This window comes from Couchioplanes caeruleus, from assembly GCF_023499255.1.
GTDB classification, from domain to species: domain Bacteria; phylum Actinomycetota; class Actinomycetes; order Mycobacteriales; family Micromonosporaceae; genus Actinoplanes; species Actinoplanes caeruleus_A.
The window spans coordinates 6263194-6276140 of sequence record NZ_CP092183.1; the positions used below are offsets into that span (position 1 = coordinate 6263194).

A 12947-nucleotide genomic window follows, 5' to 3' on the forward strand; every position below is an offset into this window, starting at 1 on the left:
GTATCCGGCGTCCGGGCCGCGCACCCCGACGTCACCGGAAAACGTACGGGCCGCACCCGGATGCGCGTCGCCGTCCGGACCCGGCACGGTGACGGAGCTTGTCGAGAATGCACGCACGAGGGGGAATCCGATGGTCCGGGTGGTGGCACTCATGGCGCTGGGGTACGGCGTCCCCGGCACCGGCACGCCGATCTTCGCCGTTCTCCCGGTGGACGATCCCGGCCCCGGTCGTGATCGGGCCGAGGTCGCCACATGTACGCGCGAAGGACACGGCTGGCGGATCACGCTCGGCGCCCGAAGCACCGTGGTCCGGCACAGCATCGGCATGCTGCACCTCGTCGTCCTGCTGGCGAACCCGAACGTCGAGGTCCGAGCCGTCGACCTGGTGGCCGGGGTGGCGGGCCTCGGCGAGGCGGGGCTGGATCCCGTCGCCCAGCCGGTCCTGGACCGATCCGCGGTGCAGGACTACCGGCACCGCCTCACCGGGCTGACCACGGAGATCGACGAAGCGGAGGCCGCCGGGGACGCGGCACGGGCACGGCGGGCGCACCGCGAACGCGAATGGCTCATCGCCCAGCTCGGCGCGGGCACGGGGCTGGGCGGCCGCCCCCGGCGGTTCGCGGACGGCGCGGAGAACGCCCGCCTGGCGGTCGGCAAGGCCATCCGCCGGGCGATCGCCCGGGTCGCCGAGGCGGACCGGATCGTCGGGGACCACCTGACCGGTACGGTCCACACCGGCATCCGCTGCGCCTACTTCGTGCAATGCCCGCCACCCGGCCGCCGGCCCGCACGCTGACGCCGTCCCCGCCCCCGCCGCCGATCCGCGGGCTGACCCCGCCCCGGCCGCCGGCCCGCAGGCTGCCCCCGGCCCGCCCCCGCCACCGATCCGCAGGCTGACCCCGATCCGCGCGCTGACGCCGCCCCGGCCCCGACCTCCGTGCCCGGTCAGCGGCCGGTTCGTCCGGCCGGGCGCCCGCTCCCCGGCCGCCACGCCGGGGCGGTCAGCGGCCGGATCGTCCGGGCGCTCCCGTCACGGCTCGATCGGCGTCGGGATCGGCACGATGACCGGCTCCGGGTCAGACGGCACCAGCGGCGCGCTGTCGGCGAACTGGGTGCGGTACAGCTCCGCGTACAGCCCGCCGGCCGCGACCAGGTCCAGGTGGCGGCCGCGCTCGACGATGCGGCCCTCGTCGAGGACCAGGATCAGGTCGGCGTCGCGCACCGTGGACAGGCGGTGGGCGATCACCAGGGCGGTACGGCCCTGCAGCGCCGTGGTCAGAGCCCGCTGCACGGCCGCCTCCGACTCGCTGTCGAGGTGCGCGGTCGCCTCGTCGAGGATGACGATCGACGGGTGCTTGAGCAGGAGCCGCGCGATGGCGATGCGCTGCTTCTCACCGCCGGAGAACCGGTAGCCCCGCTCCCCCACCACCGTCTCCAGGCCGTCGGGCAGCGACCGTACGAGATCAGCGACCTGGGCCCCGCGCAGCGCCTCCCACATCTCCTCCTCGGTGGCGCCCGGCCGCGCGTAGCGCAGGTTCTCCGCGATGGTCTCGTGGAACAGGTGCGAGTCCTGCGTGACGACGCCGATGGTGTCGCGCAGGGAGTCCAGGGTCGCGTCGCGCACGTCGACGCCGCCGACCAGCACCGCGCCCTCGGTGACGTCGTACACCCGGGACACCAGCATCGAGGTCGTGGACTTGCCGGCGCCGGACGGCCCGACGAGCGCGACCATCTGGCCGGGCTCGACGGTGAAGTCGACGCCGCGCAGCACGGGCGCGTTCTCCGTCCGGTCCAGCGCCGCCACGTCCTCCAGCGTCGCCAGGGACACCTCGTCGGCGCGCGGATAGCGGAAGTGCACGTCGCGGAACTCGAGGCGGCCGGCCCCCGCCGGGATGGCGACCGCGCCGGGCTTCTCCTCGATGCCGGGGCGCAGGTCGAGCACCTCGAAGACCCGGTCGAACGACACCAGCGCGCTCATCACGTCGACGCGCACGTTGCTCAGCGCGGTGAGCGGGCCGTACAGCCGGGTGAGCAGCAGCGCCAGCGTCACCACGGTGCCGGCGGTGACGCTGCCCGTGACGGCGAGCCAGCCGCCCAGCCCGTACGTCAGAGCCTGGGCGAGCGAGGCGACCAGCAGCATCGCGACGAAGAAGGTGCGCGAGAACATGGCCTGCTGCACGCCGATGTCGCGGACCCGCTGCGCGCGCTCGGCGAAGCGGGCGTTCTCGGCCTCGGGCCGGCCGAACAGCTTGACCAGCAGCGCCCCGGAGACGTTGAACCGCTCGGTCATCGTCGCGTTCATCTTGGCGTCGAGGTTGTACGACTCCCGCGTGATCTCGGCGAGCTTCTTGCCGACCCGGCGCGCCGGGATCACGAAGATCGGCAGCAGGATCAGCGACAGGACGGTGATCTGCCAGGAGAGGCTGAACATGACGGCGGCGGTCAGCACCAGCTGGATCACGTTGCTGACGACCCCGGACAGCGTGGAGGTGAACGCGCGCTGGGCGCCGGTGACGTCGTTGTTGAGGCGGCTGACGAGCGCGCCGGTCTGCGTACGGGTGAAGAACTGCAGCGGCATCCGCTGGACGTGGCCGTACACCCGGGTGCGCAGGTCGAGGATGATGCCTTCGCCGATGCGGGCCGAATACCACCGCTGGGCGAGGGACAGGAAGGCGTCGACCACGGCGAGCGCGGCGATGGTCAGGGCCAGCTTGACGACCGTGGACGCGGCGTCGGAGGCACCGGCGGTGATCGCGTTGACGACGTGACCGGCCAGCACCGGGGTGGCGACGCCGATCCCGGCGGCGAACACCACGGTGACGAGGAAGACCGTGATGTCGCGCCGGTACGGCCGGGCGAATCGCAGGATGCGCCGCGTGGTGCCGCGGCTGAGCTGATGCTGGGTGACCCGCTCGGAATTCTGGATCGAGCGCAGCATGGTCCAGCTGGAGCCGCCGGACATGGGTCCCATGCGTCACCTCCGGGCGTCGGTACGTTCGGCAGGCACAGTCTGCCCGCTGGGTACGACAACCTCGCAGGTAACCGGGATGTTCCGATCCGCTCCTTACTCCAGGCCGGCGGGCCGGTCCCGACCGCCGCGCCGGGGCCCTACTCCAGGCCGGCCATGTCTCGCAGCCGCCGGGTCTGCGCCTCTCGCTCGGCGCGGTCCTGCTCCTCGTACGACCGCCCGGGCGCACCCGCCAGCAGCCCCTTGATCTCGGCGACCGCACCGGCATCCGCGGCGAGCACAGCCGCGGCGAGGTCCGACACCGCCGCGTCCAGCTGATCGCGCGGCACCACCGCGGTGGCCAGTCCGATCCGGTCCGCCTCGTCGGCCGCCAGCCGCCGTCCGGTGACGCAGATCTCCAGCGCCCGCGACGGACCGACCAGCTCGGTGAGCCGTTTGGTGCCGCCAAGATCGGGTACGAGTCCCAGCGTCACCTCGGCCATCGAGAACCTGGCGTCGTCGGCGAGCACGCGCATGTCGCAGTTGAGCGCCAGCTGGAAACCGGCTCCGATGGCATGCCCCTGCACCGCCGCGATGGTGACCAGCGACGGGCGTCGTAACCACGTGAACGCTTCCTGGAACCCGGCAATCCGTTCCGCGCACTCGGATGGTGACAAGCGCGCGAGGGCGGGCAGCGAAGAATCGCCTTCTCCCCGTGCGACCGACAAGTCGAGCCCGGCCGAAAAAGCGCGTCCTTCACCGCGGACAATGACGACTCGCACGTCCCCCGGCATTTTCCGGGAAATGTCGTCGAGTTCCGACCACATGGCCGGCGTCTGTGCATTGAGCACATCGGGCCGGCACAACGTCACCGTTGCGACCGGCCCGTCCTGTGCATAGCGGACGCCGGCCTCGGAACCAGAGCCTGCGCCGGTCGTCGCGCCGTCGCCGGTCGCCACGCCTTCGCTGGTCGTCACGCCTTCTTGCGACGGCGGGCGCCGCCCCGCTGGCGAAGCTGAACGCCGGACTCGGTGAGCACGCGGTGCACGAATCCGTACGACCGTCCGGTGGATGCGGCCAGCGCCCGAATGCTCTCTCCGGAGGTGTAGCGCTTCACCAGGTCCTTCGCGAGCGTCTGGCGCTCGCTACCCACGATTCGACGACCCTTCTCAGTGCTGGTGGCTGTGCCCGTGGCTGCCATGTTGAATCCTCACGTCCCAGACTGTGCGGTTCGATACGGTCCCACCTATTAGACCGCCTCCAACGATCATGCGCTAGGTATCCCGGCTTAGCCAGCGTGCCCATTTATCAGTGTCAGGAACCCGACGATGACCACGGGCATCAATGTCAGACACTTGCCTGACGGACGCCGGCGGACCTGTCCCACCAGCCGGTGAAACGTTTTGCCAGGGCCGCCGCGGCACCCCGCGGCGCCGGGCCGCTCCGCCGATCAAGGGCCGATGACCTGCGCAAACATCATCTAGCCCGGGAGTGGACAACGATGTCACTGTGCGTCTATCCGCCGTTCACCCTGGGACGTGATCCACGGCCGGGACGAGCCTCCGAGCGGGTGTCGCAGGCGCCCGGAAGCCCCCGCGGGGCGACCGGGGAATCCTCAGATGTCGCACTGTCTGTGTGGGCACCAGTTGACAACCGACGATGCCCTTGATCCTCGATCTCGCCTCCGACAGGCCCGCCGCACCCGCCCAGGACCCAGAAGCCCAGCCCACCCGCCGAGGCCACCGCGCAAGGCACCCCGCGCACGCCCGCCCGCAAGGCCACCCGCGCACGCTGCGCCCGCAAGACCTACCCGCGCACGGCCCCGCCCGCAAGGCCACGGACGCACAGCCGGCCTGCAAGGCCACCCACGCACAGCCGGCCTGCAAGGCCACCCACGCACGGCAAGCCAGGTAAGCCCGGCCACCGCATCACCCGCCGGCCACCCGCCGAGGCCACCCGCCGGACCCCCGGCGCAGAAACCCCGGCGCCGGAAACCGGCCCGGCCCGGCCACCTCACGCCAGCTCGACAAGCTCCAGCAGATCGTCGCTCCAGGCGTCCTCGTCGCCGTCCGGCAGCAGAATCGCCCGGTCCGGCTTCAACGCCTGCACCGCCCCCGCATCATGGGTGACCAGCACGATCGCCCCCGGATAGTTCGCGATCGCGTCGAGGACCTGCTCCCGGCTCACCGGGTCCAGGTTGTTGGTCGGCTCGTCGAGCAGCAGCACGTTGGCGCCCGAGCAGACCAACGTCGCGAGCGCCAGGCGGGTCTTCTCGCCGCCGGAGAGCACCCCGGCCGGCTTCTCCACGTCGTCGCCGGAGAACAGGAACGCGCCGAGGATCTTCCGCAGCTCGGTGTCGGTCTGCTCGGCCGCCGCGCTGCGCATGTGCTCGAGGATCGTACGGTCCACGTCCAGCGTCTCGTGCTCCTGCGCGTAGTAGCCGAGCCGCAGGCCGTGCCCCGGGCGTACCTCTCCGGTGTCGGGCGTCAGCAGACCGCCCAGAATGCGCAGCAGCGTGGTCTTGCCGGCGCCGTTGAGGCCCAGGATCGCCACCCGGGAGCCGCGGTCGACCGCCACGTCCACGTCGGTGAAGATCTCGAGGGAGCCGTACGACTTCGACAGCCCGGACGCGGTCAGCGGGGTCTTGCCGCACGGGGCGGGGCTCGGGAACCGCACCTTGGCGACCTTGTCGGAGACGCGTACCTCCTCGAGGCCGCCGAGCAGCTTCTCCGCGCGGCGGGCCATGTTCTGGGCCGCCACCGTCTTCGTCGCCTTGGCGCGCATCTTGTCGGCCTGGGCCATGAGGGCGCCGGCCTTCTTCTCCGCGTTGGCGCGCTCGCGGCGGCGCCGGCGCTCGTCGGTCTCGCGCTGTTCGAGGTACGTCTTCCAGCCCACGTTGTAGACGTCGGCGACCGCGCGGTTGGCGTCGAGGTACCAGACCTTGTTGACCGCGGCCTCGAGCAGCGACACGTCGTGGCTGATCACGACGAGGCCACCCTTGTGCTGGGCCATGTACCCGCGCAGCCACGCGATCGAGTCGGCGTCGAGGTGGTTGGTGGGCTCGTCGAGGAGCAGGATGCCCTTGCCGTTCTGCCCGGAGTTGGCGAACAGGATGCGGGCGAGCTCGATCCGGCGGCGCTGACCGCCGGAGAGCGTGCCGATGGTCTGGGCGAGCGCCCGGTCGGGCAGGCCCAGGTTGGCGCAGATGCGGGCGGCCTCGGCCTCGGCCGCGTACCCGCCGAGGCCGGCGAACTGGTCCTCCAGCTGGCCGTACCGGCGGATGAGCTTCTCCTCGGTGCTCTCCTCGAGCTTGACCTCGAGCTTCTGCATCTCGGCGAGGATCGTGTCGAGGCCGCGGGCGGAGAGCACCCGGTCGCGCGCGGTGACGTTCAGGTCGCCCGTGCGGGGGTCCTGGGGCAGGTAGCCGACCTCACTCGTCCGGGTGACCTCCCCCGCGTACGGCTGGCCCTCGCCGGCCAGGACCTTGAGCGTGGTGGTCTTGCCGGCGCCGTTGCGGCCGACCAGGCCGATCCGGTCGCCGGGCTGCACGCGCAGCGTGGTCGGGGACAGCAGGATCCGGGCGCCGGCGCGAAGTTCGAGTCCGGTGGCGGTGATCATGAAAACGCTCGCTCTCGGGAGGGCTGGCTCGGGGCACACGGAAGCGCCGGCCGGTGGGTCACGCGGTCGGCGCGGGGCAGGTCAGCCTTCGCAGAGCAGCACCGGGCAAGTGTACCGGGCGCCCCGGCGCGGTTCCCAACCCGATTAAGGCGCAAGATCATCGGGTACACGGGCGACACGCCGAGCGCGCGGGCCTCGGGCCGGGAGGACGAGATGGAACTCAACGAGAACGCCAGGATCGACACGAGCCAGATCGACGACCAGCGTTCCGCGGGTGGCGGTGGCGGTGGCATCGGCGGTCTGCCGATCGGCGGTGGCGGCCTGACCGGCATCATCGTGACCGTGCTGGTCGCCCTGGTGGGCGGCTACTTCGGCATCAACAACCTCAGCGGCGGCGGAGGCGAACCGCAGACCGGCGACAACACGTCGCTGCAGCAGGAATGCTCACAGTCCGACGCGATCAAGCAGCTGGACTGCCGCAACGCGCTGTTCGTCAACTCGATCCAGGACTACTGGGCCGACGCGTTCCCGCAGAACTTCGGCGACCCGTACAAGCCGTCGAAGACCGTCTACTTCTCCAACCAGGTCCGCACCGGCTGCGGCGCCGCGGACTCCGGAACGGGCCCGTTCTACTGCCCGGCCGACGACCGCGTCTACATCGACCTCACGTTCTACCGCCTGCTCGCCGACCAGCTCGGCGCCCCGGGCGAGTTCGCCCAGCCGTACGTCCTCGCCCACGAATACGGGCACCACATCCAGGACCTGGCCGGCACCGAGGCCGCGATGCGCCGCGAGCAGGAACGCAGCCCGGGCGACGCGAACAAGCTGTCGGTGAAGCTGGAACTGCAGGCGGACTGCTACGCGGGCGTATGGGCCAAGAACGCCACCGGCACCGACGTGGGCGGCCAGAAGATCTTCAAGAGCATCTCCGACCAGGACATCCAGGAAGGCCTGGACACGGCCAGCAAGATCGGCGACGACACCCTCCAGCAGCGCAGCGGCGGCTCGGTCAACCCGGCAGAATTCACCCACGGCACCAGCGCGCAACGCCAGCAATGGTTCCGCCAGGGCTATGAGAGCGGCTCCCCGAAGAACTGCGACACGTTCGCCGCGGGCGCCGTCTCCTAGAACAATCAAGAGCTTCATGTCGTAGCCCGGTGGGTGGCACAGACCGTCGCTCCGCCGAGGCCGGGGCCGGGGCCCAGCATTCGCTGGCCCTGGCCCCTTCATTCTGCGTAAATGGCCGTCCCTCACCCGGAGTGCATGGCCCCTCCACGGACCTGCACTCCCACCCTCCAGCCACCCGCACCCCACCACCCGGCCCGGACCGGCCCGCACCCCCTGCTTGCACCCCACCCGGGCCCGCTGCACCCCACCCGGGCCCGCTGCACCCCACCCACGCCCGCTGCACCCGACCTGGGGCCCGCTGCATCCCACCTCTGGCTGCACCCCTGGCCCGGCTGCGCCGCACCCCACCCGGCCCGGTTGCCCCCCGGCCTGGCTGCACCCCACCGGCCCGGCTGCACGCCCGCCCTCCCCCACCGGCGAGTGCGACCGGAAAAGCCGTTGCCCAGCGGTTCCGGCGCAACCACCATGGGCGCGTGACCACCGTGAGCCTGCCGAAGACCGCTGTCACCGCCGCGCCCGTACGGGCCCGGCGACAGCAGCGTGTCCCCGGCGGCCCGGCGGTCCCCGTACCCGTGTCATGAGCGCCTTCCTCGCCGGCGTGATCGCCGGCTACGGCGTCGCCGTGCCCGTCGGCGCGATCGCGGTCCTCATCGCGGGCCTCAGCGCCCGCGCCTCCCTGCGAGTGGGCGCCGCCGCCGGCCTGGGCGCGGCCACCGCGGACGGCGTCTACGCCGCGATCGCCGTCATCGGCGGCGCGGCCCTGACGGCCACGATCGCCCCGATCGCCACCCCATTGCGCTGGGCCGCGGCGGGCGTCCTGCTCCTCCTGGCAGCCCACACCGCCTGGTCGGCGCTCACGAAGCCGGCCACCACCCACGACACCGACCGCACCACCCCGGCGGGGGCGTACCTCGGCATCCTCGGCCTCACCCTGCTCAACCCGGCAACGGTCGTCTACTTCACCGCCCTGGTTCTGGGCCGCGGCGGCCAGGGCGGCGGCGCCTGGTTCGTCCTCGGCGCATTCCTCGCCTCGGCCACCTGGCAACTCCTGATCGCGGGCAGCGGCTCCCTGATCGGCCGCTTCCTGACAAGCCCCCGCGCCCGCCTCACCACAGCCCTGATCTCCAGCACAGTGATCGCCGCGCTGGCCATAGGCCTCTTGCTGTAGACCCGCCCCCACCCGTTGGCCCTGCGCCGCATCGCCGCCCCGACGTAGGTCCCCCGCTCTGACACGGACACACGACCAGGCCTCGGCTGCCGACGAGAGCCGGCGCCCGACCGCCCGCGCAACGGTCACCGCTCCGGGCTGGGCACGGCCCACGGCACGAAGCAAACCCGACCGCCCCCAAGCCACCGCCCGACCACCCAACACGACCGTCGCGGCTGCGAGGGCGGCGGCATGGTCCACAGCACGGAGCGAACTCCACCGCCCCCAAGCCGGCGCCGGACCACCGAGCGCGACCGTCGCGGCTTCGGGGGCGGGGGATGGTCCACGCAGGGATCAAGCCTGACCGCCCGGAGTGAGCCAGCCCCCGCCCCCGAAGCCCACCGCAACCACCCAGTCGCACAGGGTCAAGCACGACGAGGCAGGGCGAGAGCAGGCGGACACCGAGCCGGGGTGTCGCTCGGACGCTGTGCAGGGGTCAGGCCGGGAGGTGGTCGACGGCGTTGTAGCGGTCCAGGACCAGACGCCCCGAGGAGCCGTCGAAGCGAGTGATCGAAGCGTTCAGCACACGTCCCTCCGCCTCGACCGCCGCGAGGGCCCCCCAGTCGAGGCCCTCGATCACGTACCGCATCATCAGCACGACCGCGTCGTGGGCGACCACCACGACGCGCCGGCCGGCGTGATCCCGGTTCAGGTCGGTGAGGAAGGCGGTGAGGCGCTCCGCGATGTCGCCGAACGACTCGCCGTTGGGCGGGCGGTAGTGGTACTCGCCGGCGTCGTCGAGGCGGCCCTGCTCGTCCGGGTACCGCTGCGTGATGGCGGCCCGGGTCATCATCTCGAGGTCGCCCATCAGCCGGTCCACCAGCCGGTCGTCGGTGGCCGGCTCGGGCAGGTCCAGCCCGGACGCCTCCGCGGCGATCCGCCACGTCTCCCGGGCTCGACGGTACGGCGACGTCACGACGACCTCGGGCACCCGGCCGGCGGGCAGCGCGGCGAGCCACCGTCCGACCGCCTCGGCCTGCGTCACGCCCAGGCCGGTGAGCTCCACGTCGGCGTCGCGGCCGGTCAGTCCCGAGTCGTCGAGTCCACCGGCGTCGGCCTCGGGGAAGGCCACGTTCGAGGTGCTCTGCCCGTGCCGGATGAGGGTCAGCTCCGCGACGATGTCCACGGGGAAACCCTATCCGCGGCCGCCGGTCGCCGGGTCCCGCACGAGGATGCGTACGGCCCGCGCCGACGCCACGGCCTCGTCGAGGACGGCGCGGCGGGGCTCGGGCACGTCGAGGAAGCGCTCGTGCCGCAACGGCACCAGCGCGGCCAGCCGTGGGGCCGCGAGGATCGCCTCGACCGCCGTACGGTCGCCGCCGGTGACCAGGGCCGTCAGCGCGCGTACCTCGGGCAGCAGAAGGCGCTCGACGATGGCCGCGCCGTCCGCGGCGGCCGCCTTGGCCTGATTGTCGCGCCGGCGGGCGAAGCGCTGCTGTGACCAGCCACCCGCGGCCGTCCGGCCCTGCACGTAGTGGGTGTCCACCTTGGACGTCAGCACCTTCGGACCGTCGGCGACGCCCACGGCCACGGCTCCCTTGCGGGCGAGCAGCAACCCGACGCGGCGCGGCTCCTGCACCACGCGCTGCAGCTCGGCCAGGTCCGTGACGGGCGGCGCACCGGGTGGCGGGGACAGCTCGGCGGTGGCTCCGTCCGTACCCGTCAGCATCAGTCCGTCGGAGTCGCATCCTCCGTGCCGGGCGGCGAAATTCTCCAGCCACCGTTCGAGCCGCTCCGGGGGCACGTCGACCCACCGTCCTCCCCCGGCCGCCGGTCGTGTGCTCATGACGGACCAGCGTACGGCGGCACGACCCGTGGCGCGGGCCGCCGTCTTACGGGCAACGGACGTCCGTCGCTCCCGGGTGGCATGATCCGGGCATGACCCGATCGCCGGCCGACGAGGTGATGGAGCGGCTGGTGCGGCTCTTCGAGGCGGCCCGGGAGCCGGAACGGGCCGTGCACGCCGCCGCCTACATGCGGAACCAGTTCGCGTTTCTCGGCTTTCCGACGCCCACTCAGCGCGCCCTCGCCAGGAGCGTGGTGGCCGGCCTGCCGAAACCGGCCGAGGAGGACCTCCGGGCGGTGGCGCTGGCGTGCTGGGACCGGGACGAGCGGGAATACCAGTACTTCGCCTGCGACTGGCTGCGCGCCAACGTGCGGGTGCCCGGCCCCGGATTCCTCGGCACGGCGCGAACGCTGATCACGACGAAGCCGTGGTGGGACACCGTGGACCCGCTCGCGACCCGGTTCGTCGGCGGGCTGGTGCGGCGGCATCCGCAGCTCGTCGCGGACATGGACGCCTGGGCCGGGGACGACAACGTCTGGCTCGTCCGTACGGCGCTGCTGCACCAGTTGCACTACGGCACCGAGACGGACACCGATCGGCTGTTCGGATACTGCACGCGGCAGGCCGGGCACGCCGACTTCTTCGTGCGGAAGGCGATCGGCTGGGCGCTGCGCCACTACGCCCGCACCGATCCGGACGCGGTACGCGACTACGTGGCGAAGAACCGGGGCCTGCTGTCGCCGTTGTCCGTGCGCGAAGCCACCAAGCACCTCTGACGTCATTCGTTGTCGATCCACGACAGCAGCTCGTCCACCGCCGACGGGTCACCAGTGACCGTCACAGCCTCCAAGCCGACCCGCTTGAACAGCACCAGCAGCAGGTCGCTGGCCGACGCCCGGATCGTGGCAACCGGGTCGCCGCTGGGCGCGGGGTCGGCCGTGGCGCCCTGCAGCGTGAGGTCGAGCAGCCAGGTGGGACCCTCCACCGCCGAGAGCGCGATCCGGGCGGGACGATGCGGCCATGCCCCGAGGCTGCCCAGGCTGACCTGCAGGAACTCCGGCACGGCGTCCACGGCGACCGCGGCGGGGATCGGCTCGGGTCTGCCGGCGGCGTCCTGGGCGTCGTACGCGTGGACCGCCGCCTCCTGGACCTGGTGCCGCGCGACCGCCCGCACCGTCATCGGCGCGTCCGAGTCCCCCCACCAGGTCCAGCAGGCCTCGTCGGGGTCGGCGGCCCGCAGCGCGCCCAGCAGCAGCCGGGTCGACTCGGCGGACCAGGTGAGCAGCTCGCCGTGGGGCGTCCGGTCACCGATCGCCTCCGCGGAGGGTGGCGCGCCGGACGGGCCGGCGGCGACCGTCGCAGCCCAGAAGCGGTGTACCTCGCCGAGGTGGGCGATGAGGTCGCCGGCGTTCCAGTCGGGGCAGCCGGGCACGCGGGCCCCGGGGTCTGCCGCGGCGGCGGCCTCACGGAAGGCGGCCGCCCGCTCGTCGATGAGGTCCAGCAGCTCCGGGTACGCAGGCGTACGAGTCATGCCCGTTGTCTACCACCCGCCTCCGACGGAAACCGCCCGGACGCGGGAACGCCACTGACGCACGAGCGCACGTCGAGAAAGCCCCCGGCGCGACGCCGCACCCTCGGCAGACGCGGAAGCCGCCGGGTCTCGGCGACCCGGCGGCTTCCGGCCGTACGGTGGATCAGACGTTGAAGCCGAGCGCCCGCAGCTGCTCGCGGCCGTCGTCGGTGATCTTGTCCGGCCCCCACGGCGGCAGCCAGACCCAGTTGATGCGGAAGTCCTTGACCAGGCCGCCGCCCGGGCCGGTGGTCAGCGCCTGGCGGGTCTGGTCCTCGATCACGTCGGTCAGCGGGCACGCCGCCGAGGTGAGCGTCATGTCGAGGGTGGCCACGTTGTCGTCGTCCACGTGGGCGTCGTAGACCAGGCCGAGGTCGACGACGTTGATGCCGAGCTCCGGGTCGACGACGTCCTTCATCGCCTCCTCGACGTCGGCGACGCTCGCCTTCGAGACGGCGCCCCCGCCGGCAGCGTCGGCCGCCGAAGCCGGGGGAACCGCCGCAGCCGGCGCACCGGCGTCGGTCACGGACGACGGGGAAGCCGCCGCACCGTCCGTCGCGGGAGACGAGGTGGCCGAGGAAGCCGGCGACGTCGCGTCGTCGGGCCCGGCGGTCTCCGCCGCGTCCGAGGCGATCTCTTCAACAGTTCTGTCGGTCATGCTTGTCCCTCCTTGGGCATGCCCTTCCGGCCC

General features: G+C 72.4%; 12 protein-coding genes. 4 read left to right on the top strand and 8 right to left on the bottom strand.

The features are described 5' to 3' along the window. The first annotated feature begins 130 nt into the window (after nt 1-130). Entirely contained in the window at nt 131-796 is a 666-nt protein-coding gene (locus COUCH_RS28920; RefSeq protein WP_249608376.1) for a hypothetical protein, read from the top strand. Between the two features lie 234 nt (nt 797-1030). On the opposite strand, the gene COUCH_RS28925 is transcribed toward COUCH_RS28920, so the two are convergent. The 4 genes from COUCH_RS28925 to COUCH_RS28940 form a co-directional block, all read right to left on the bottom strand. Then, nucleotides 1031-2971, bottom strand: a complete 1941-nt coding sequence (locus COUCH_RS28925) for an ABC transporter ATP-binding protein (RefSeq protein ID WP_430640831.1) — start codon at nt 2969-2971, stop codon at nt 1031-1033. A 137-nt stretch (nt 2972-3108) separates the two neighbouring features. Continuing rightward, nucleotides 3109-3906 carry an enoyl-CoA hydratase/isomerase family protein gene (locus tag COUCH_RS28930; RefSeq protein WP_249613835.1) on the bottom strand — a complete coding sequence of 266 codons (798 nt, stop codon included), beginning with the start codon at nt 3904-3906 and terminating at the stop codon, nt 3109-3111. Nucleotides 3907-3920: 14 nt separating this feature from the next. Continuing rightward, nucleotides 3921-4148 (bottom strand): helix-turn-helix domain-containing protein, encoded by a 228-nt coding sequence (locus tag COUCH_RS28935; RefSeq protein WP_015620263.1) that lies wholly within the window; start codon nt 4146-4148, stop codon nt 3921-3923. 812 nt (nt 4149-4960) lie between these two features. After that, entirely contained in the window at nt 4961-6565 is a 1605-nt protein-coding gene (locus COUCH_RS28940; protein ID WP_249608377.1) for an ABC-F family ATP-binding cassette domain-containing protein, read from the bottom strand. Nucleotides 6566-6778: 213 nt separating this feature from the next. Here COUCH_RS28940 and ypfJ point away from each other — a divergent pair, with 213 nt between their 5' ends. Further along, the gene (gene ypfJ, locus COUCH_RS28945; protein WP_249608378.1) at nt 6779-7693 is read left to right on the top strand and encodes a KPN_02809 family neutral zinc metallopeptidase; all 915 of its coding nucleotides are present in this window, start codon (nt 6779-6781) and stop codon (nt 7691-7693) included. Between the two features lie 577 nt (nt 7694-8270). Continuing rightward, nucleotides 8271-8861, top strand: coding sequence for a LysE family transporter (locus COUCH_RS28950; protein ID WP_249608379.1), 591 nt, complete (start codon nt 8271-8273; stop codon nt 8859-8861). 475 nt (nt 8862-9336) lie between these two features. Here the strand turns inward: COUCH_RS28950 and COUCH_RS28955 are convergent, their stop codons facing one another. Together COUCH_RS28955 and COUCH_RS28960 are read right to left on the bottom strand one after the other, a co-directional pair. Beyond that, nucleotides 9337-10026 (bottom strand): histidine phosphatase family protein, encoded by a 690-nt coding sequence (locus COUCH_RS28955; protein WP_249608380.1) that lies wholly within the window; start codon nt 10024-10026, stop codon nt 9337-9339. Nucleotides 10027-10035: 9 nt separating this feature from the next. Continuing rightward, nucleotides 10036-10686, bottom strand: coding sequence for an acVLRF1 family peptidyl-tRNA hydrolase (locus COUCH_RS28960; protein ID WP_249608381.1), 651 nt, complete (start codon nt 10684-10686; stop codon nt 10036-10038). 92 nt (nt 10687-10778) lie between these two features. On the opposite strand from COUCH_RS28960, the gene COUCH_RS28965 reads away from it, so the two are divergent. Continuing rightward, the gene (locus COUCH_RS28965) at nt 10779-11462 is read left to right on the top strand and encodes a DNA alkylation repair protein (RefSeq protein ID WP_249608382.1); all 684 of its coding nucleotides are present in this window, start codon (nt 10779-10781) and stop codon (nt 11460-11462) included. Nucleotides 11463-11464: 2 nt separating this feature from the next. Here the strand turns inward: COUCH_RS28965 and COUCH_RS28970 are convergent, their stop codons facing one another. Together COUCH_RS28970 and COUCH_RS28975 are read right to left on the bottom strand one after the other, a co-directional pair. Continuing rightward, nucleotides 11465-12217, bottom strand: coding sequence for a maleylpyruvate isomerase family mycothiol-dependent enzyme (locus COUCH_RS28970; protein ID WP_249608383.1), 753 nt, complete (start codon nt 12215-12217; stop codon nt 11465-11467). Between the two features lie 163 nt (nt 12218-12380). Then, a complete protein-coding gene (locus COUCH_RS28975) occupies nt 12381-12914 on the bottom strand; it encodes a metal-sulfur cluster assembly factor (RefSeq protein ID WP_346015952.1) in 534 nt (177 codons plus the stop codon). Between the last annotated feature and the right edge of the window lie 33 nt (nt 12915-12947).